The 20,266-nt window shown below is 73.3% G+C and carries 17 protein-coding genes and 1 pseudogene; 10 read left to right on the plus strand and 8 right to left on the minus strand.

The window, feature by feature from the left end:
- Window positions 1–77: 77 nt before the first annotated feature.
- The 4 genes and pseudogenes from ACWC97_RS21895 to ACWC97_RS21910 form a co-directional block, all read left to right on the plus strand.
- Window positions 78–515, plus strand: a pseudogene (locus tag ACWC97_RS21895) (pyridoxamine 5'-phosphate oxidase family protein); the annotation flags it as partial.
- Between the two features lie 100 nt (window positions 516–615).
- A complete protein-coding gene (locus ACWC97_RS21900) occupies window positions 616–1,254 on the plus strand; it encodes an HAD family hydrolase (RefSeq protein ID WP_352273868.1) in 639 nt (212 codons plus the stop codon).
- Window positions 1,255–1,306: 52 nt separating this feature from the next.
- A complete protein-coding gene (locus tag ACWC97_RS21905) occupies window positions 1,307–2,491 on the plus strand; it encodes a helix-turn-helix domain-containing protein (protein WP_450651001.1) in 1,185 nt (394 codons plus the stop codon).
- A 655-nt stretch (window positions 2,492–3,146) separates the two neighbouring features.
- On the plus strand, window positions 3,147–3,290 hold the full coding sequence (locus ACWC97_RS21910; RefSeq protein ID WP_450651003.1) for a hypothetical protein: 144 nt from the start codon (window positions 3,147–3,149) through the stop codon (window positions 3,288–3,290).
- A 15-nt stretch (window positions 3,291–3,305) separates the two neighbouring features.
- Here the strand turns inward: ACWC97_RS21910 and ACWC97_RS21915 are convergent, their stop codons facing one another.
- The 4 genes from ACWC97_RS21915 to ACWC97_RS21930 all read right to left on the minus strand — a co-directional run bounded on the left by ACWC97_RS21915 (window position 3,306) and on the right by ACWC97_RS21930 (window position 6,150).
- Window positions 3,306–4,097, minus strand: a complete 792-nt coding sequence (locus ACWC97_RS21915) for a sugar phosphate isomerase/epimerase family protein (protein WP_450651005.1) — start codon at window positions 4,095–4,097, stop codon at window positions 3,306–3,308.
- Between the two features lie 171 nt (window positions 4,098–4,268).
- Window positions 4,269–5,009, minus strand: a complete 741-nt coding sequence (locus tag ACWC97_RS21920) for a class I SAM-dependent methyltransferase (protein ID WP_450651007.1) — start codon at window positions 5,007–5,009, stop codon at window positions 4,269–4,271.
- 83 nt (window positions 5,010–5,092) lie between these two features.
- Complete coding sequence (locus ACWC97_RS21925; protein ID WP_450651009.1) at window positions 5,093–5,617, minus strand: hypothetical protein; 525 nt, start codon at window positions 5,615–5,617, stop codon at window positions 5,093–5,095.
- A gap of 71 nt (window positions 5,618–5,688) precedes the next feature.
- Window positions 5,689–6,150 (minus strand): Lrp/AsnC family transcriptional regulator, encoded by a 462-nt coding sequence (locus ACWC97_RS21930; RefSeq protein ID WP_352273872.1) that lies wholly within the window; start codon window positions 6,148–6,150, stop codon window positions 5,689–5,691.
- A 123-nt stretch (window positions 6,151–6,273) separates the two neighbouring features.
- Between ACWC97_RS21930 and ACWC97_RS21935 the strand changes: the two genes are divergently transcribed.
- Window positions 6,274–6,765, plus strand: a complete 492-nt coding sequence (locus ACWC97_RS21935) for a rhodanese-like domain-containing protein (RefSeq protein WP_450651069.1) — start codon at window positions 6,274–6,276, stop codon at window positions 6,763–6,765.
- Window positions 6,766–6,988: 223 nt separating this feature from the next.
- Entirely contained in the window at window positions 6,989–8,356 is a 1,368-nt protein-coding gene (locus ACWC97_RS21940; RefSeq protein WP_450651011.1) for a hypothetical protein, read from the plus strand.
- Between the two features lie 60 nt (window positions 8,357–8,416).
- Here ACWC97_RS21940 and ACWC97_RS21945 read toward each other — a convergent pair whose 3' ends face one another.
- The 3 genes from ACWC97_RS21945 to ACWC97_RS21955 form a co-directional block, all read right to left on the minus strand.
- On the minus strand, window positions 8,417–11,344 hold the full coding sequence (locus tag ACWC97_RS21945; protein WP_450651013.1) for an AAA family ATPase: 2,928 nt from the start codon (window positions 11,342–11,344) through the stop codon (window positions 8,417–8,419).
- Between the two features lie 84 nt (window positions 11,345–11,428).
- Window positions 11,429–11,617, minus strand: coding sequence for a hypothetical protein (locus ACWC97_RS21950; protein WP_352273875.1), 189 nt, complete (start codon window positions 11,615–11,617; stop codon window positions 11,429–11,431).
- Window positions 11,618–11,751: 134 nt separating this feature from the next.
- Window positions 11,752–14,772, minus strand: a complete 3,021-nt coding sequence (locus ACWC97_RS21955) for a type 2 lanthipeptide synthetase LanM family protein (RefSeq protein WP_450651015.1) — start codon at window positions 14,770–14,772, stop codon at window positions 11,752–11,754.
- Window positions 14,773–14,961: 189 nt separating this feature from the next.
- On the opposite strand from ACWC97_RS21955, the gene ACWC97_RS21960 reads away from it, so the two are divergent.
- Window positions 14,962–15,537, plus strand: coding sequence for a hypothetical protein (locus ACWC97_RS21960; protein ID WP_450651017.1), 576 nt, complete (start codon window positions 14,962–14,964; stop codon window positions 15,535–15,537).
- Between the two features lie 48 nt (window positions 15,538–15,585).
- Here the strand turns inward: ACWC97_RS21960 and ACWC97_RS21965 are convergent, their stop codons facing one another.
- On the minus strand, window positions 15,586–16,653 hold the full coding sequence (locus tag ACWC97_RS21965) for a LacI family DNA-binding transcriptional regulator (protein ID WP_450651019.1): 1,068 nt from the start codon (window positions 16,651–16,653) through the stop codon (window positions 15,586–15,588).
- Between the two features lie 123 nt (window positions 16,654–16,776).
- Here ACWC97_RS21965 and ACWC97_RS21970 point away from each other — a divergent pair, with 123 nt between their 5' ends.
- The 3 genes from ACWC97_RS21970 (at window position 16,777) to ACWC97_RS21980 (ending at window position 20,103) form a co-directional block, all read left to right on the plus strand.
- A complete protein-coding gene (locus tag ACWC97_RS21970) occupies window positions 16,777–17,928 on the plus strand; it encodes a Gfo/Idh/MocA family protein (protein WP_352273879.1) in 1,152 nt (383 codons plus the stop codon).
- 208 nt (window positions 17,929–18,136) lie between these two features.
- The gene (locus tag ACWC97_RS21975) at window positions 18,137–19,279 is read left to right on the plus strand and encodes a dihydrodipicolinate synthase family protein (protein WP_352273880.1); all 1,143 of its coding nucleotides are present in this window, start codon (window positions 18,137–18,139) and stop codon (window positions 19,277–19,279) included.
- The gene (locus ACWC97_RS21980) at window positions 19,276–20,103 is read left to right on the plus strand and encodes a sugar phosphate isomerase/epimerase family protein (protein WP_450651021.1); all 828 of its coding nucleotides are present in this window, start codon (window positions 19,276–19,278) and stop codon (window positions 20,101–20,103) included. Before ACWC97_RS21975 ends, ACWC97_RS21980 begins: the two co-directional genes overlap by 4 nt.
- Window positions 20,104–20,266: the final 163 nt, after the last annotated feature.

The raw sequence follows: 20,266 nt of genomic DNA on the forward strand, positions 1-20,266 counted from the left end.
GACAACGGCGGGACGAGGCTCCTGCGCGGTAGGCAAGGAACCCGAACTTGCTCTGCGAGGAGACCGACCGCCTGGCCGGGGAGACCCGGGCGCTCATCGGCTGCTCCTCCCTGGTGTTCATCGGCAGCGCGGACGCCGAGGGCCGGGCGGACGTGACACCGCGCGCGGCGGCCCGGCCGGATTCGTCTCGGTGCTGGACGAGCGCACCCTGGCGATCCCCGACGCGACCGGCAACAAAGGGCTCGACACCATGCGCAACGTGCTCCGGACCGGACACGTCGGACTGCTCTTCCTCATCCGGCTGCCGACCACCCTGCGCGTCAACGGCCGGCCTGCGTCTCGGCCCACCCGGACCTCCTCGCCCAACTCACTCCCGCCGGAAAGCCGCCGGTCACGGCGCTGGTCGTGCAGGTCGAGCCAGCGCCAAAGTGACCGCCCAGCTCGACCTGCCCGACCTGACCATCTATCAGTTCAATGGGCGAGAAGGGGAGTCGTTGTGCTTGCACCACGAGTGAGCGTGCGCCGTCCGGGACCCGCGTACGCGTCGCCGTCGCCCGCTCCATCGAAGCGGCCCATCGGCGTCGGTGCTCCACCGGACCTCGTAGGCTCGCCCTGATGAAGACAATCGTGTTCGACATCGGCGAGACCCTCGTGCGCGACGATCGGTACTGGGGCTCCTGGGCCGACTGGGTGGGTGTCCCGAGGCACACCCTCTCCGCACTCGTAGGCGCCGTCACCGCCCAGGGCCTCGACAACGCCGAAGCCCTCCGTCTTTTGAAGCCCGGTATCGACATCGCGGCCGAGTACGCCGCACGCGAGGCCGCCGGGCAGGGCGAGCACCTCGATGAAACCGACCTGTATGACGACGTACGCCCCGCGCTCGGCGCGCTGCGGGACCTCGGTGTGCGGGTCGTCGTCGCGGGCAACCAGACGGTGAAGGCCGGGCAGCTGCTGCGAGCACTGGATCTGCCGGCCGATCTCATCGCCACTTCTGGAGAATGGGGCTGCGCCAAGCCGAGCCCTGAGTTCTTCGCCCGAGTCATCGATGCCTCGGGAGCCCCGGCCCGGGAAACCCTCTACGTCGGCGATCACCCCGCGAACGACACTGTCCCTGCCCGAGCGGCGGGCCTCCGCACGGCGCAGCTCCGGCGGGGGCCGTGGGGGCACTGGTGGGCCGACGATCCCCAGGTCCGGGAGGCTGCGGACTGGGTGGTCGACTCGCTCATGGACCTGGTTGCCATCGTCGGCGAGTAGACATCGACCCTGTTCCCGCTGCACGCGGTGACCGCTCGGATACGGTTGGGTCGTGTTCGTCGACTCCCCGCGCGAGGTCGGTGAGCGGGTTGCGGCCTGCAGACGCGCGCGCCGCCTCACCCAGACCGGTCTTGCCGCCGCCTCGCACGTCTCCTACTCCACCGTCCGAGCTGTCGAGCGTGGTGCCCGACGCCCCAGCGACGACGTACTCGAAGCGCTCGCTGCTGCTCTCGGTGTGGACGCTACGCAGTTACGCACGGGGTACGTCGGAACCGAGCGCCGGGTGCATCAGGCCCTCCCCGCACTGTCCGCCGGGATCGCCGGGTACGACGTCCCGCAGGGGCCTCCGACCCGAGGGCCCGCTGAACTGGGCGTAGCAGTGCGCGAGGTGGTCGACTGGAGGCTCGGGGCGCAGTACGGCCGGATCGCCACAGGGATCCCTGATCTGCTGTGCGACAGCATCAGGTACGTCCACACTGCACGGGCTGCAGAGCAGCGGACGGCTGCCAGGATGCTGGTCGCCACCGCCCGAGCGGGCGATGCGATCGCCTTCAAGTACGGGGAGTACGACCTCTCCGCCCGGCTAATCGACCTGATGAGGTGGGCTGCAGATGGGGCGGCGGACCCCCTTGCCCAAGCTGCCGCCGCATATGTCCGAACCGAGGTCTTCTTTGCGGCCCGAGCCCATGCCGTTGGTCTCGTCGCGTTGGAGCAAGCCATCCACGCGGCACCAGCACCGTCGTCCCGATTGACTGCTGCCGCGCGCGGTGCGCTCCACATGCGGGCAGCAGTGATCGCCGGACGAGGCGGAGACGCGGACGCAGCCGACACCCATCTGACGGATGCCCGGCACTTCGGCGATCAAGTCGCGCGCGAGGGCGTCTATCTGGGCACCGCCTTCGGCCCGGACTCGGTCCGCATCCACGAAATGTCCGTGGCTGTCAGTCTCGGGCCGAATCACGTTGATCGTGCGCTGCGCGTGGCTACCGAGTGGACGCCGCCCGCCACGCTCCCAGCCGAGCGCCGGAGCGGTTTCTACATTGAACTGGCCCGTGCACAGGAGTGGGCCAACCTTCCTGGTGATGCTTTCGAGAGCCTCAGGGCTGCCCGGGCGGCCGCTCCTCAGCACACCCGTGAACACCCTTGGGCACGCGAAGTCACCAGCGGACTGCGGCGGTTCCATCGGGCCGATGCCGAGTCCTTGTCGCACTTCGCGCACTGGATCGGCGCCGTCTGACAACTGCCACACCTTGTAGCAGTTGTGCCCCTTCCCAAGGGCCACGCTTTGCCTGTCCACACCACACAGGTAGAGGAGAGGCCATGATCGTGCCTGTGCTCGTAGCCGCGAGTACTGCCCGGCTCCACGGTGCAGCCTGCTGGCATCATGTCCGGCCGACCATCTCGTGCGGGCGCTCTCTTCGGCGGCCGACATGCCAATGACAATCAAGGTCTACGAGGTCGACCGGCACGGGCGCACCACGCGCGTCGTGAGGCCCATAGCCGTGATCACCCCGGTCGATTCCGTCTCCATCTGCCACGCGTACCCGGTATGCCGGTGCAAGCGGTGCACCGGCATGACCGGTTGGTGCGACTGGCACAAGGGACCGTCCGGGACCGCCGTCGCGGTCTGCGTCGTCGGTGAGGAGCCGGACTCCGCCGTCTCGCGGTACGCGTGCGCGCCGTGCCGGGAGCAGCGGGGTCTCCGTCCGGTTCCCGGGCAGCCGTGACCGCTCCGGTCCGCGGCGCCCTGGCACCCGGTGTCGTGTGGGGATCCATGCGGAATGTCCGGGACCGGGCGCCGCGAGAGCCCGCGAGATCGTCGTCGAGCGCCTTCGCCGCGTATGCCCCTGCCACACCCGCGTCCGCATCAGCCCGCGACACGAGGAACGACCGTGAGTAACACCACCGAACCCTCCGACCTCACCGGGACCGACCAGGACCCGCAGCCGGCCGACTCGAACCCGGTCCTGGAGAACCTGGAGTGGTTGCAGCGGACCCGGGCCGACCGGCTGGCCGCGAGGCGCGATCAGGGTTGAAGAGGGGCTACCTGGCTACCGCCCCATCGTCCGCAGCAGATAGTCCCGCCCGGCGGTCAGCAGCCCCGGGAGTTCCGCTGCGTTCGGGTGCCAGCGCTTCTCGTACTCCCAGCAGAGCCAGCCGTCCGGGTCGTCCCCGTCCAGCGTCGCGAGGCAGGCCGGGAGGGGGAGCACCCCGGTGCCCAGGAGCATGGGGGTGGTGTCCTGGGCCGAGGCGACGTCCTTGACCTGGACGTAGCCCAGGTGCGGGGCCAGTACGGCGTGGCTGGCTACCGGTTCCTCGCCGGCCAGCCAGGTGTGCATGACGTCCCAGATCGCGCCGACCGAGCCGTGTCCGACCGTTCCGACGATCCGGGCCACGTCGACCCCGGCCCGGTGCGAGTCGTGGGTCTCCAGCAGGAGACGTACGCCCCGGTCGGCGGCGTGCGGGGCGGCGGCGGCCAAGCGGCGGGCGGCGATGGCGTCGGCCTCGGAGGCGGGCAGGCCGCCGCCTCCCGGGAAGACCCGGACGTTCGCCGCGCCCAGGTCGTGCGCCAGGTCGATCAGCCCGGCCAGTTCCGTCAGTACCGGCGCGTCCGTGCCCTCGGCGGCGGCCCGTACGTACCCGGCGACGGTCAGGATCTCCACGCCGCCCTTGCCGAACTCCTCGGCCACGGCGTCCCGTTCGTCCTTCGAGAGGCCCGGGTGCACCGGCTCCTCCGGGTGGGCGCGCAGCTCCACCCCCTGGTAGCCGTGGTCGGCGGCGAGCCGGACGACTTCGGCTACCGGCATCCCGGGTACTCCGAGGGTCGAGAAAGCGAGCTTCACGTGGTGATCCTTTCGCCGTGGTCCGGCCGCCCATCCGGCCCGTGCTCTGCGGGGCTCCCGGAGCGGCCGTCCCAGACTAACCAGCACCCCCGGCGGTCGGTGCCCGCCGGGGCCGCACCCCCCGCCCGGCCGCCCGCGTCCGTGTGGGCGGGCAGGGCTTTCCCGGGGCGGCTACGCCTTGTGGGTCACCCAGAGCATTTCCGCCGGCCAGCGGTGTGCCCAGTCGGGCGGGTCGGTCCGGTTGTAGCCGTTGGCCGTTCCGGGGTCGGGCCGGGGCTCGATGAGGTCGTCGATGACGAGACCCGCGCCGCGCAGGACCCTGATCCAGCCGCCGTAGGTGAGCTGGTAGCTGACCGCGCCCTGGCCCTCGTCGATGGCGTCCAGCCCGAAGTAGTCCTGGTGCAGTGTCGTGGTCGCGCGGCTGGTGGCTTCGTCGTAGCAGGCTTCGAACCAGGGGCTGGCGACGTTGAACACCAGGCGCCCACCGGGGCGCAGAACGCGCGCGGCCTGCGGGACGGCCAGGTGCGGGGGCGCCCAGCTGAGCCCGCCGTAGTCGCAGAAGACCAGGTCGAAGCTGTCGGCGGCGAACGGGAGGCGTTCGGCGGCGCCCTGCACCAGCGGATAGCGGGCCGCTCCCATCGCGCGAGCCGCCGCCGTGAGCTGGGCCTCGGACAGGTCGAGCCCGACCACGGTGGCCCCCTCGGCGGCGAGCACCCTGGACCACTGGCCGGCGCCGCAGCCGAGTTCGAGGACGCGCTTGCCGGTGACGTCGCCCAGGGCCCGCAGCTGCGCGTCGGGGATGGCGTACGTGCCCCAGAGCCGGGGCGCCGCGCCGATCTGCGGGTCGTGCTCGCGCTGGTAGGAGCCGCTGATCCGATTCCAGAACCGGCGGTTGGCGGAAACGCTGTCCATGCGCCGACCCAAGCACCGCCTGCCGGGGCGGTCAACACGATTGCCCCGCGACGACCGAGAGGCCTTCCCCGGGCCCTCCCCGGTCAAGGCACGAGGCCCCGACTGCCGGGATACGCCGGGTCGTCGGTGATGCGGACCTCCTGGGGCGCGTCCCGGGGGAAGGTCCAGATGCGGCCGGCGGTGCTGATCGCGGTCACCGCGGTGTCGTCCAGGGTGACGGCGTGGAACGGATCGGACCAGTTGGAGACGGCGAGCCACTCCAGGGTGCCCTCGTCGTCGTCCCGGGCCAGGGCGACCCAGCCGATGGAGCCGTGGTGGGCGGATTCTCCCGCCCAGGCGCGGTCCCCCTCGTGGACGTGGGTGGCGAGGGCGGAGTCGATCTCCACCCAGCTTTCGGTGCTCCACTCGGTGGCGCGCAGCTTCTCGGTCCAGTACCAGCTCTCGGCCCGTGGGTCGTCGGGCCGGTCGTGCGGCCGCATGCGCAGCAGGTCCATCACGACGAGGGAGCCGTCGGCGAACACGAGGAAGTCCCCGTCGGGCGCCTCCCGGTCGCGCCACCGCCGGCGCACCTGCCGGGCCATGGGCGACATCGCGGCCGGATCGTTCATGCGCGGCATTGTGGCACGCGGCCCCGCGCGGGGGTCGAGGGCGGCCAAGGCCGTCAGGGCTGCCGGGGTGGTCAGGGCTGCCGGGCGATCGACGTGACCGCGCGGCTGGGCAGCGGACTGGAGTAGACGACGCTGGTCGTGACGGAGCCGAGTCCGGCGATACGGCCCGTCGTCGTCTCCAGATGTCGCATGGAGCGGGCGAGGACCTTCAGGATGAAGCAGTCCTCGCCGGTCACGTGGTGCGCCTCCACGATCTCGGGTGTGGTTGCCAGCAGGTCGTGGAACGGCTTGTAGTTGCCCGTGGGGTAGCGGAGGCGGACGAAGGCCAGGATGTCGAGCCCCAGCCGTTCCGGGTCGACCACGGCGGAGTAGCCGCGGATCGCCCCGCTCTCCTCCAGCCGCCGCACCCGTTCGGTGACGGCGCTGGGCGACATGGACACGGTCCGCGCCAGCTCGGCGTAGCTGGCCCGGCCGTCCTGCTGGAGGGCTTCCAGGATGCGGATGTCGGTCTCGTCGAGGGAAACAATGGCCATGGTCGACGAATACCACGGGATCCCCTGTCGCTGCCGAGGACGGCCGGGGATCTTCGGTTCCGGGCCTCGGTCGCCCCGCATAGCGTTTTCCTCATGACCGCGACCACGATCACGACTGCAGCCATGACCTCGACCACGACCACGCCCCGTACCGCCCCTAGTCCCGCCCTGAGCGTGCCGCCCGCGGCCCCGGCCGAGGCCGCCGCCTTCTTCGCCGCCCGGCTCGCCTTCCAGGCGGACGTCTCGGACGTCCGCGCCTCGCTCGACGCCGGTGACCCGGGCTTCGTCCTCGTCGACTCGCGCGGGAGCGCCGCCTGGGCGCAGGGCCGGGTTCCGGGCGCCGTCCACCTGCCCACCGCCGACATCCCGGACCGGGCCGGGGAGCTGCTCGACCCGGCGGTGCCGGTCATCACCTACTGCTGGGGGCCGGGCTGCGACGGGGCCACCCGCGCGGCGCTCGCCCTCGCCCGGCTCGGCTACCGGGTCAAGGAGATGATCGGCGGCATCGAGTACTGGATCCGCGAGGGCTTCCCCGTCGAGACCCCGGCCGGTGTCGAGCAGCGCGACGCGGATCCGCTGACCGCCCCGGTCGGCTCCGTCAGCTGCGCCTGCTGACGGCGGCCCGGCTGACCGGCGGCCCGGCGGAAGGCGCACCGTCCGATCGCCCACGACGACGGTCCGCGCACGCGGCAAACCCCCTTGGTTTCGGCCCGAGTTCCCGGGTCGCCGGACCGGGGCCCGGCAGCCCCGAAAACCGGGGCGCGGTGGGCCCCGGCGTGTGATGATCATTTCGGTGCGCCGGGGCCGCCGGTGCTCCATCACACCCTTGGGGGTAGCAATGAGCCTGTTCTCCGGACGCCCGGTACGACTCAGATCCGGTGCCGCCGCAGTGGTGGCGGCCGGTCTGCTGACCGCCGGTCTCGCCGTGCCCGCGTTCGCCGCCGACGACCCGCCGCAGACCGACCAGTTGTGGATCAACGAGCCGTCCGAGCAGACGCTTCCGCTCGGCATCGACGGCGCTCAGCCGCAGTCCCGCACGGTCGACGTCGGTCTCTCCCACGACAACGACAACTTCACGGTGACCGACGGCAGACTGACCGTCGACGTCTCCGGTCTCGCCGGGGTCGCCGAGGTGACCTGGCCCGACAACTGCACGCCGAGCGGGACGAGCGCGGTGTGCGACGTCCCCGTGGTGCCCGTGATCGGGGACGGCTACCACCGGCAGGTGTCCCTGACGGTGCGCGCGGCCGACGGTGCCGAGGTCGGAGCGCAGGGCAGGATCACCTACGAGGCGACGGCGACCGGCGGCCCCGACGGCACGCTCACCGCCCCGCACGACAGCTTCGACACCACGCTCACCGTCGGCTCCGGACCCGACCTCGCCCTCGCTCCCGTCCCCGCCGTCGAGAAGGGCCGGCCCGGCGACGAGCGGACGATCCCGTTCAAGGTCACCAACGACGGCAACGAGAGCGCGCACGGGTTCACCGTCACCCTCTCCGCCTCGTACGGTCTGACGGACCTGACCCGGTACGGCGCCTGCGCCTACACCACGACGGACGGCACCGACTACGCCCCGATGACCCACGCCACCTGCACGTTCGATCAGGTGCTGGCGCCGGGCGACTCCTTCGAACTGCCCGAGCCGCTGACGGTGCGGCTCGCCCCGCACGCGATGAGCGAGCGGCTCGACATCGACGTCCAGCCGGGTGGCGGCGCCCAGGACACCGACTCCGGGAACAACTACACGATCGTCGCCATCGGCGCCGAGAACACCGCGGACTTCTCCGTGACCGGCGACGCCGTCTCCGGCGCCGCGGGCGAGACGCGCACCGCCGAACTCACCTTCAAGAACAACGGCCCGGCCTGGCTCGGCAACCTCGGCTCCGGCGACCCGGTCGCCGAGGTCCGGCTGATCGTGCCCGAGGGCACCACGGTCACCGGCGCACCGTCCGGCTGCTACCCCCGCACCCTCACCGGCGGCTACTACCCGAACCGCACGGGCGCCCCGCGTTACGACTGCGACCTGCGGTACTGGGTGCTGGAGGACACGCAGCGCACCTTCGCGTTCTCCGTGCGCATCGACACCGTGGTGCCCGGCGCGACCGGTGCCGTGAGCATCCACCCCGCCTACGGCGAATTCGGCACATACCCCTTCGACTTCGACCCGGACCTCGCGAACAACACGGCCCTGCTGACCGTCAACTGACCCCGTGGGGGCGAGGCGGCCCGCCCCGCCCCCACGTACCCGGACGGCGGTCCGTCCCCCTCAGTCCCGTTCGGCCGCGCATTCGGCGGAGAACGCGCAGAGGGCCGCCCGGTCCGGGCGGCCCGTCTTGCTCAGCAGGCTGGCCATGTGCTTCTCCACGGTGCGCGGTGAGATCGACAGCCGCCGGGCGATCTGCTGGTTGCCCGGCCGCTCCGCCAACAGGACGAAGACCTCGTACTCGCGCGGCGTCACCCCGTTCGTCCGCAGCAGGGCGGGGATCCGGTCCCAGCCGCCCCGGTGCTGGCCCACGCTGGCCCCCGCCTGACGCAGTGCCGCCCGGCACGCGGCGGCCACCGGCTGGATGCCCGCGCCGTAGAAGTGCTCCTCCGCCGTCCGCAGCCAGCCCACCGGCTCCCCCCAGCCCTCGTCCAGCGCCGCCCCGGCGACCAGCCGCAGCCCCAGATGGCGGGCGAGCGGGAAGGCGGCGGCCTCGTCGAAGGCCGACCCGATCGTCTCCCCCGCCAACTCCGTCCGGCCCGCCCGGCCGTGCAGGACGCCCTCGGCCAGCCGCAGGAACAGCTGGTTCCAGGCCAGGTCCGCGCCGGGGCTCGCCAGGATCGCGTTCAGCTCCGCCCGGCCGCCCAGCCCGCCCCGCCGCTCGATGATCCGCAGCAGCGGGCGCAGCCCGTAACGCCCGCTCAGGTAGAAGAAACTGGGATGTTCGCGCTCCCAGGCCAGCGAGGAGTCCAGCGCCTCCAGCGCACTCTCCCGGTCCTCCTCCAGCAGCGCCGCGAAGGCCCGGCAGAGCCCCAGTTGCAGCGGCACGAGCAGGGACTCCTCACCGCCCGCCCGGCGGAACCGGGCCAGCGCCCGGTCCAGGTCCCGTCTTCGGCCCCGGTGCGCGGCCAGCGTCGCCGAGGCGAGCAGCAGATAGCGGTGCGCCCCCAGATTGCGGACCCGGGCGCTGGCCGCCAGCGACCGCTCGATGATCGCGTGCGCCCCGTCCCACTCGCCCCGCATCACCGCGTTCATGGCGAGCAGCCCGTCCACGGTCTGCGTCGGCACCAGTGCACCGAGCGACTGGGCGGCGGTCCGGGCCGTCTCCAGCCGGACCGGGTCGCCGGTCCGCATGAACGTGTTGGCGCCGAGCCGGACCAGCGCCTCCACCCGCCACACCGGCAGGGCGTGCTGCTCGGAGACGGCGAGCATCCGCTCCAGGCACGCGTCGGCCTCGTCGAAGCCGCGCTCCCGGGCCAGCAGCGCCAGCAACTGCCAGGCCTGGCAGGCGACCACGGGCAGGCTCCGCTCCTCCGCGACAGCGGCGGCCCGGCGCGCGGCCTCCTGCGCCCGCTCCTGCCGCCCGTCGCCCGCCCGGCCGGGCAGCAGGGCGAGGTGCCCCTCCACCACGTCGAGCGCCGCCGCCGGCTCGGGTCCGACCGCCGCGCCGAACATGGACCGCGCGGTACGGATCTGCCCGGCCGCCTCGTCCACCCGCTCCGCCATCACCGCCGCCCAGGCGATCCGGACATGGGCCTCGCCGCGCTGCTCGGCGGCGTCGGAGCACGGCGGCACCGGGGGCAGCTCCGCGGTCAGCGACAGGGCCGTGTCCAGCTCACCGGCCTCCGCGTGGGCGATCGCCAGGGACTCCGTGATGGACCGCAGATCGCTCTCGTGGGCGAGCGCGCGGGCCCGCTCCAGCAGCGTCACCGCCGAACCGGACGCGCCCGCCGCCAGCATCCGCCGCCCGACCCCGGCGAACTGCCGGGCGGCACCGTGCCGGTCGCCCCCGGCCAGTTGCAGCGTCGCCATCAACTGCCGCTGCTCGTCACCGAGCCGGTTCTCCACCCCGGCCAGGGCCAGGGCCGCCCGGCGCGCCGTCGCCGCCCGCTCCGCCGGGGCCAGCGACGCCACCAGGGCCTCGGCGGTCAGTGTGTGCCGGAAGGTGTAGCGGTCGGGGTCCGCCCCGTCGGGGGCGATGATGTTGGCCTCCACGGCGGCGCGCAGATGGCTGAAGAGCGTACGGTCGTCGAAGCCGGTGACGATCTGGAGCACGGTCACCGAGAACTGGCTGCCCAACGTGGCCGCGCACAGCAGCAGTTCGCGTACCGGCTCGTCGAACCGGTCCAACCGCCGCGACCAGCTGCGCACCACCCCGGTCGGCACCGAGGCGTCCGGGTTGGCGTGCTCCTCCCACCGGTCGTCAGTCCGGCGCAGCTGCCCCGAGTCCAGCAGATCGGCGAGGAGCACCTCCACCAGGTACGGATTGCCGCCCGCCCGGTCCGCCAGCCGCTCGTGGGTCGCCGACGGCACCTCGTCCGGGCGGGCCTCCAGGCAGGAGGCGATCATCTCCCGTACGTCCGGGTCGCCGAGCGGGGCCAGCTCCCGCACCGTGGCGACCTGCCGCTGTTCCGCCGAGCGCACCAGGTCCAGCGCGGCGCCGGGCTCCGGGCGCAGCGTGCCCAGCAGCAGGACCGGCAGGTCCGCCACGTTGTCGATGACGTACTCGACCACCGCGATGGTCTCGGTGTCGGAGTCGTGCAGGTCCTCCAGCAGGATCACGCAGCCGTGCTCCTGGCCGAGAACCGACAGCAGCCGCAGCAGCGCCTCGGCCAGCTCCACCACCGTCTCCGGATAGCCGGGCGCCGAGCCCTGGCGCCACTCCGGCACCAGCCGGGCCAGCGCCGGACGGTACGGGTCCAGTTCCGGGTCGGTGGGGGTGCCGGCCGCCCGGAACCGGGACGACAACGCCTCGATCAGCGGGCGGAACGGCACCACGAGCCCCGTCGACGTGGCCCGGCCGCGCAGCACCGGCATGCCCCGCTCGTACGCCCGGTAGGCGCACTCGCCGGCCAGCCGGGACTTGCCGATGCCCGCCTCCCCGACGAAGAGGACGGCCCGGCCCGAACCCCGCGACGCGGCGTACAGGGCGTTGCTCAGCAGGTCGGTCTCAGCGACACGCCCGGCAATCACCGACGAAGTGGCACGCATGTGCGCAGGCTACTTGAGTCGATGACTACCGGTCAGCGTGTCAAGTCGCTTGATCTCAAACGGAATTGGCTGAAACTCAGGTTCTCAGTTCCAGGTCATCGTGGTCCAGGGCAGGTCCCCGGTCATCTCGCCCACGGTGTCGGCGGCGCCGAGGATTCTGCTCCGCAGTCCGAGGCGGCCACCCGCGCCCAGGGCTATTCCGCCCACGGGGTGCTCGTTGCCGGCGTCGTCGAGCTCGACGGAGCGGAAGGCGGAAGCTTCGGTGGTCTGCATGGTCTGCCTCTTCTCATTTCGTGGGAGGTTGGTCGTGCGCGAGTGGTGCGTGAGGGGCGCGTGGGTGGTGCGTGAGTGGTGCGTGGGTCGTGCGGGAGTGGTGCGACGAGGGGAGCGTGAGGAAGGGAGGGGGCTCACGGACCCGCGAGCAGCAGCACCGACGGCACCCGGTCGGGGAACCCGGCCCGCAGCAGCCCGTGGCCGATCCCCGCGAGCCCGGTCAGCAGCCCCGGATGCGGCACCTGGCCGGGCGTCCCGCAGCGCGGTTCCGTACGGTCGGCCGCCGCGAGCAGCGCCCCGGCCCGCTCCACCCAGCGGGTGCGGGCCCCGGCCGGTTCGCCCAGGCGCAGCAGTTCGAGGACGCCGAGCTCGCCGTGGCACAGGCTGTCGTCCGGCGGTGGCGCGGCCTCGGCGATGTCCGCCGCGGCCCGGTGCGCCCAGCCGGACAGCTCCGGGTCGGCGCGGGCCGCCGGACTGTCCAGCACCGCCAGCGCCACACCCGTCCGCCCCCGGCACCAGGAGGCGCTCCGGTCCACCGCCCCGGTCGCGGCGCGCAGCGCGGCGAGCCCCGAGGCGCGGTACGGTTCGCCGCCGCCCGCCCCGGCGAACCGCAGCAGCGCCCAGCCGACCCCGGCGGACCCGTCGGCGAAGCCGGGCGCCTCGGGCAGCGGTGCCCCGCGCAGCGCCCCGGCGCAGCGCTCCGCCGCCCGCCACACGTCGTCCCGGCCGGTGATCCGGTACCCGGTGAGCAGCGCGGCGAGCCCGCCGGCCGTGCCCGCGCGCACCCCGCGCTCCTGTTCGCCGGCGGCCGCCGCACCCGTCAACCGCAGTGCGGGCGGCAGCAGTTCGGCCAGGAGCGGGTCATCCAGGATGTCCGAGACCTGGGCGAGCGCGTACGCGATCCCGCCGATCCCGGCGAAGGCGCCCGAGCCCACCGCGCCCAGATCGTCCGGGCGGGTGTGCAGCAGGTCCAGCAGCCCGGCGAGCGGGGCGAGCGCGGCCCGGGCGGCGGTGGCGTACCGGTCCGCCCCGGTGAGCGCGGCGAGCTGGGCCAGGAAGCACGCTGTACCGGTGTAGCCGCCCGCCAGATCGGCGGCCATCGGCGTCAGCCGCCAGTACCGCTCGTCGAGCAGCTCCAGGCCGATCCAGTTCAGCCGGGCCTCGCCCGCGTACCCCTGGGAGACCAGCTCGTCCCCGACCGACCGGGCCGCCGCGAGGAGCTGCTCCGGCTCCGGGGCGGTCGCGGCGGTACGGGCCCGGCGTGGGCCGGAGCGCGACACATGGGCGGGCTCGCGCGAGGTGGTCACCATCGCGGCCCGGATGATCCGTTCCTGGTCGTGCCGGTCCACCGTGTCCATCGCCGCGAGCTTCGCCCGGACCAGGCAGAGGCCGGTGTCCGCGAGGGTGCCGGGCATCAGCCTGCCGGTCCCGCTCCACAGGTCGGCGCGCTCGGGCAGGGCGGTGAAGAGGGGCACGTCGCCCGCCCACAGCTGGGCGATCTCCTCGTCCAGGATGCCGGGCAGCGCGGCGGAGCCCAGGGTGCCGGTGCCCAGGAGGGCGAGCACCCGGTGGCGTTCGGCGGCGTCCTTCATCAGGTCCGGGTGGGTCGACTCGTCCAGCAGCGAGGCGTAGATCCAGGTGGGGCGCGCCACCACCCGCACCTCGTCATGGGCGAAGCGGTCCAACGGGCCACCCGGGCGCAGGAGTTCGGCACGGGCCCGCATGAGCGCGGTGTACCCGGCGCGGAACCCGGCGCACAGGGCGCGGGTGAAGGCGGACGGATCGGCGGGCGTTCCGGTCAGCCGGGGCCGGTTCGCGGAGCCGCCGATCCGGCCCGCCCGGCGCACCAGCCGCATCCGGTCGGTCCCCGCGTCGGCCCAGTCGACCCCGCACACCGGGGACTCGGCCGCCTGCCCGCCGCCGATCCCGGACATGTCGAGCGCCGACTCGTCGCCGACGAGCAGTTGCGGCAGGAGCCCCACCCGGTGCACCGAGCGGTGCAGGGCGCGGGCCGCCGGATCGTCCGAGGTGGCGACGGGCAGCGGCGGGTGGAACAGCGTCTCCACGTCCACGAGGACCGGGTACTCGCCGTCCGCGATCAGGTTCTCGTGGTGCAGATCGGTGCCGTCCAGCACGTGCAGCAGGGCCAGCAGCGCGCCCTGGCGCCGGTAGAAGGCGTCGACCTGGCGGGCCGCGTGGCAGGGCCGCTCCGCGACGAACTCCACCCAGCCGTACGGGCCCCGGTCCAGCAGGGCGAGGGCGCGCAGCCCGGGGGTGCCGGGCAGGGTGTTGAACCACTGGACCAGCTCGTTGAAGTGCCGGTGCGCGGCGAGCGGGCGCGGCTTGTAGACGAGCCGGGCACCGTTCTCGAACCGGAGCAGCATCACGGTGCGCCCGCCCCGGTGGCCGTCCCCGGCGCCGGGCTCGACGCCCACCAGCCGGCTCTCCTCGGCCGCCGTGCCCCAGGGGGCGCGGACTCCGGGCAGCGAGGACCGGTCGGTGGCGTACCGGGCGAGCATCTCGGCGAGCGCGGCGGCGGCGTCGAGCGCGGTACGGGCCAGGATCCGGGCCAGTACGGGGTACCCGGCGCAGAGCGCGGCCAGCCCGGACCGGGCGCCGGTGCGCCGCAGGAAGTCGGTGAACCGCGCCTCGGGGCCGTCCCCGGTCAGCCGCCCCTCGCACCGCGCCGTGTGCAGCTCCAGGACCAGGGTGCGGGCGGCCTGGCGGGCGAGGCGCCGGGCGAGGTGGCGCTCGAAGTCGGCCTGCACGGCGTCCAGATCGGCCCACCGGTCCAGCCGCCGGGGCAGCCCGTCCCGTAACCGCCGGGCCGCGTGGGCGGTGAACGGGGCCACCACGTGCTCGAAGCCGCGCAGCCCCGACATGTCCTCGCGGTCGCCGATCGCCACCCGCTCGGGCGCCTCCGTGACCGCCTCTTCGACGAACAACGCCCAGTCCGGGGCCAGTTCGGGCGACGGACGGCTGTCCGCCAGTAAGGCGTCGGTCAGCGCGGGGCGCCACCACGGGCCGTTGGCGGACACGGTCCCCGGCAGCCCGGACGGGACGGCGGCGGGAACCGCCGGCCCGGCCGGACATGACGCGGAAGCGACACGGGGCCGCTCGTCGCCGCCCGCACGGATCTTCTGGATCTTCGCCATCGCACCTCCTCGGTCCGGCGCCGGCACCACCGGTTTCGCCGAGCCCCATACTTCCGGCGCGGCCCCCGGGGTGCATGGGGGCAACACCCCCATCTTTCCCTCCCCGCCCCGAACGGTGCCCGGGGCCCTTGTCCGCCCGCTCGCCGGTCGCCCAGACTGACGGACGGGTCGCGGCAACAAGGCTGCTGCATGAAGGACTTGAGCGGCCAGAGCTCGAACGGTCGTGACTCGGACGGGCGTGACTTCGACGGGGGACTGATGGTCAGGGAAGCCGAACGCGCGCTGGGCGCATTCATCCGCAACCACACGACGGACAACGGGCGCCGCGGACGCATCGCGGTCGTCGCTCTGCTGCTGGGCCTGGTCGCCCTGGGCATCGCCATCCCGGTGACCTTCGCCGTCTTCGACCAGAACGGCACGGGCACGGAGGTCGCCGGACTGCTGTGGGGCGCCGCGCTCATCGGCGTCTACGGCGGGGTCTCCAGCGGCCTGCGGACCCTGCGACGGCACGGCGAGATCTTCGTCCTGCGCGAACAGGGCCTGGTCTACAAGCGGACCGGGGAGACCCGGGTGCTGCCCTGGACGGAGATCCTCGGTGCGGTCGACCGGGGGCAGGACCACGCCCTGGGGCGGTTCATGGGCTGGGACGTCCACCTGGTCATCCGGCCCCGGGAGGGCGGCCGGCTGCTGCTGACCGGCTACACCGAGGACGCGGCCCGGCTCTCCGGCGAGATCCGGGCCGCGGTGGCGGCCGCCGCACGGTAGCGGGGGCGCACGGCTCCGGTCGGGACGGGCCTGCGCGGGACGTTACCGCTATCGCACCCGGGGCGGCGCCGTCGAGCCGCGCACCATCAGCTCCGCCGCGATCGTCTCGACGCCGCCGGCCGGCGGGTTCTCCTTGCCCATCGCCAGCCGCCCCGCCCGCGCCCCCGCCTCGAACAGCGGCAGCCGTACGGTGGTCAGCGCCGGGACCGCGTCCACCGAGAACGGCAGGTCGTCGAAGCCCGCCACCGAGACGTCTCCGGGGATGCTCAGCCCCCGGTCCCGGAGCGCCGCGCACGCGCCCAGCGCCACCGTGTCGTTGGCGGCGACGACCGCCGTCACCTCCGGTTCGCGGCGCAGGAGTTCGAGCGTGGCGTCGTAGCCGGAGCCCCGGTCGTACGGGCCGTGCACGGTCAGCCGGTCCTCGTCGCCGCCGAGCCCCGCCGCCCGCATCGCCTCCCGGTGGCCCTCCAGGCGGTGCCGGGTCGTGGTCCGCTCCAGGGGGCCCGCGACATAGCCGATGCGGCGGTGGCCGAGGGAGAGGAGGTGCTCGGTCAGGCGCCGGCCGCCGCCCCGGTTGTCGAAGGCGAGCGCCGCGACGACCGCCGAGCCGTCCGGCAGCGGGGGACGCCCGCACAGCACGACCCGGGTGCCCGCGTCCGCGAGCCGGACCAGCTTGGCGGCGACGGCGGCCTGGTGCTCCGGGTCCTCCACCGCGCCGCCGGTCAGCACGACGGCGGCGGCGCGCTGGCGCTGGAGCAGGGTGAGGTAGGTCAGCTCGCGCTCGGAGGAGCCGCCGGTGTTGCAGACCACCGCCAGCTTCTCGCCGCCCGCCCGGCCGGAACCGTCCCCCGGCCCGCCGATCTCGGTCTGCGCGGCCCCCGCCATGATCCCGAAGAACGGGTCCGCGATGTCGTTGACGAGGACGCCGACCAGGTCGGAGGTGGCCGCCGCCAGCGAGCTGGCCGGGCCGTTGAGGACGTAGTCCAGCTCGTCCACCGCGCGCAGCACCCGCTCCCGGGTGGCTGCCGCCACCGGGTAGTTGCCGTTCAGTACGCGCGAGACCGTGGCCGGTGACACCCGGGCGCGGGCCGCCACATCCGCCAGGGTGACCGTCATCGCTCTCCTCCGATGTTTCGGGCCGGGCCCTCTTGTCCGCGCCGCTGTCGGCAGGCTAGCGTCACCTCGCATAGAAAGCGCTTGCTACGACGGGCCGGCGCCGACGAGGGTGGAGGAAGTTTCGTGACACGCAGGACAGTGCGCATCGCCATGAACGGCGTCACGGGTCGCATGGGATACCGGCAGCACCTGGTGCGCTCGATCCTCGCGATCCGCGAGCAGGGCGGCCTCGACCTCGGCAACGGGGACGTGCTGTGGCCGGAGCCGGTGCTCGTCGGCCGCCGCGCCCACGCGCTGGAGGAGCTGGCCCAGAAGCACGGCCTGACGGAGTGGTCCACCGACCTCGACGCCGTCCTCGCCGACGACAGCATCGACATCTACTTCGACGCGCAGGTCACCTCGGCCCGGGTGGACGCGATCAAGAAGGCGATCGCCGCCGGCAAGCACGTCTACACCGAGAAGCCCACCGCCACCGACGTCGAAGGTGCCCTGGAGCTGGCCCGGATCGCCCGGGACGCGGGCATCAAGCACGGCGTCGTCCAGGACAAGATCTTCCTGCCCGGCCTGCTCAAGCTGAAGCGCCTCATCGACGGCGGCTTCTTCGGCGAGATCCTCTCCGTGCGCGGCGAGTTCGGCTACTGGGTCTTCGAGGGCGACTGGCAGGAGGCGCAGCGCCCCTCGTGGAACTACCGTGCGGAGGACGGCGGCGGCATCGTCGTCGACATGTTCCCGCACTGGGAGTACGTGCTCCACGAGCTGTTCGGCCGGGTCACCACCGTCCAGGCGCACGTCCAGACGCACATCCCGCAGCGCTGGGACGAGCAGGGCAAGCCGTACGCAGCCACCGCCGACGACGCCGCGTACGGGGTCTTCCAGCTGGCGGGCGGCGCCGTCGCCCAGATCAACTCCTCCTGGGCGGTCCGCGTCAACCGCGACGAGCTGGTCGAGTTCCAGGTCGACGGCACGCACGGCTCCGCCGTCGCCGGGCTGCGCAACTGCCGCGTCCAGCACCGCTCCGCCACCCCCAAGCCGGTCTGGAACCCCGACCTCCCGGTCACCGAGTCCTTCCGCGACCAGTGGCAGGAGGTCCCCGACAACGCGGTCTTCGACAACGGCTTCAAGGCGCAGTGGGAGCTCTTCCTGCGCCACGTCGTCCTCGACGAGCCCTACGGCTGGGACCTGATGGCCGGTGCGCGCGGTGTGCAGCTCGCCGAGCTGGGCCTGAAGTCCCACGCCGAGGGCCGCCGCCTCGACGTCCCGGAACTCTCCCTCTGAGGACGTTCCTCCGAGGACGCTCCCTTGGGGACGCCCTGTGACGACGTCTCCGCGATGACGTCCCCGTGACGACGTTCCTCCCGGGCGGCCGTCCCGGAGCAGACCCCGAGACGGCCGCCCACCCCTCGTCCCGAAGCCCGGAACCGCCCCCGGGACGACTCGTCCCCGCCTTCCGCCTTCCGCACCGTGCACCGGAGCTGATCCGCGTATGACCATCCACCTCCCGCAGGGCCCGTACGAGCCCCGCACCACCCCGCTCGACCTGGCCCCCGGCGGCAGCCCGCTCGCCTCGCGCACGGTCTTCTCCGCCGCCCACGTCGTAGCCGACCCGTACGCCGACATCGGCCCGGACTCCCCGGCCGCCGTCGACTGGGACGCCACCCTCGCCTTCCGCCGCCACCTCTGGTCCCACGGCCTGGGCGTCGCCGAGGCGATGGACACCGCCCAGCGCGGCATGGGCCTGGACTGGGCCGGGGCCGCCGAGCTGATCCGCCGCTCCGCCGCCGAGGCGAAGGCGGTCGGCGGCCGCATCGCCTGCGGCGTCGGCACCGACCAGCTCACCGGCCCCGCCACCCCCGCCGAGGTCCGGGCCGCCTACGAGGAGCAGTTGGCGCACGTCGAGGAGAGCGGCGCCCAGGCCATCCTGATGGCCTCCCGCGCCCTCGCCGCCGCCGCGAACGGCCCCGAGGACTACCTGGAGACCTACGCCCACCTGCTGCGCCAGGCCACCGAACCGGTCGTCCTGCACTGGCTGGGCCCGATGTTCGACCCCGCGCTAGACGGCTACTGGGGCTCCACCGACCTCGACGCCGCCACCGACACCTTCCTGAAGGTCATCGCCGAGCACCCGGACAAGGTCGACGGCATCAAGATCTCCCTCCTGGACGCCGAGCGCGAGATCGACGTACGCCGCCGCCTCCCCGGCGGGGTCCGCTGCTACACCGGCGACGACTTCAACTACCCCGAGCTGATCGCCGGCGACGACCAGGGCTTCAGCCACGCCCTGCTCGGCATCTTCGACCCGCTGGGCCCGCTGGCCGCCCACGCCGTCCGGGTGCTGGACACCGGCGACGTCCAGGGCTTCCGGGACCTCCTCGACCCCACCGTCGAGCTCTCCCGCCACCTCTTCCAGGCACCCACCCGCTTCTACAAGACGGGCGTGGTGTTCCTCGCCTGGCTGGCCGGGCACCAGGACCACTTCACCATGGTCGGCGGCCTCCAGTCCGCCCGCTCGCTGCCGCACCTGGCGAAGGCGTACGAACTCGCCGACCGGCTGGGCCTGTTCCCCGATCCGGAGCTGGCAGAGTCCCGGATGCGCGCCCTTCTCACGGTCAACGGAGGCACCCGATGAGCGACGGCCGTCTCTCCATCAACCAGGAGACCATCAAGCAGTGGTCCCTGCCCGAGCTGGCCGAGGGCTGCGCCAAGGCGGGCATCGACAAGGTCGGCCTGTGGCGGGGCCCCGTCCAGGAGTACGGCGTCGAGCGCACCGCCGCCCTCCTCGCCGACCACGGACTCACCGTCACCAGCCTCTGCCGGGGCGGCTTCTTCACCGCCGTCGACGAGACGGAGCGCGCCCGCGCCCTGGACGACAACCGGACCGCGATCGACGAGGCGGCGGCCCTGTCCACCGACACCCTCGTCCTGGTCTCCGGCGGCCTCCCCGCCGGGGACAAGGACCTGCACGGAGCCCGGGAACGCGTCGCGGACGCCCTGGCCGTACTCGCCCCGTACGCGGCCGAGCGCGGCGTACGCCTCGCCATCGAACCGCTGCACCCGATGTTCGCCTCGGACCGCTGCGTCGTCTCCACGCTCGCCCAGGCACTCGACCTCGCGGAACGCTTCCCGGCCGAGCAGGTCGGGGTGGTCGTCGACACGTACCACATCTGGTGGGACGACCAGGCCCTCGCCCAGATCGCCCGTGCGGGCGCGGGCGGCCGCATCCACTCCTTCCAGCTCGCCGACTGGATCACCCCGCTCCCGGCGGGCGTCCTGCTCGGCCGGGGCCAGATCGGCGACGGTTCGGTGGACTTCCGCGCCTTCCGCTCGGCGGTCGAGGCCACCGGCTTCGACGGCCCGATCGAAGTGGAGATCTTCAACGAAGCCCTCTGGGCCCGCGACGGCGCCGAAGTCCTCGCGGAGGTGGCCGCCCGCTACGCGGAACACGCCTGCTGACACCGATCCCCGGTCGGTCTCTTGCCCCAAAGGCAAAGAGATCGTCAAGGAGCCCGGCCCTGTACAACCGTTCCGCCCCCGCCCCGGTCATATGTTGCGTCGGGTGCTTCCTGGGAGGGATCTGGGGGGGTCTGGGAAGCCCTGACGGTGGGGGAAAACGAGG

The sequence above is a fragment of the Streptomyces sp. NPDC001108 genome, from assembly GCF_053598535.1.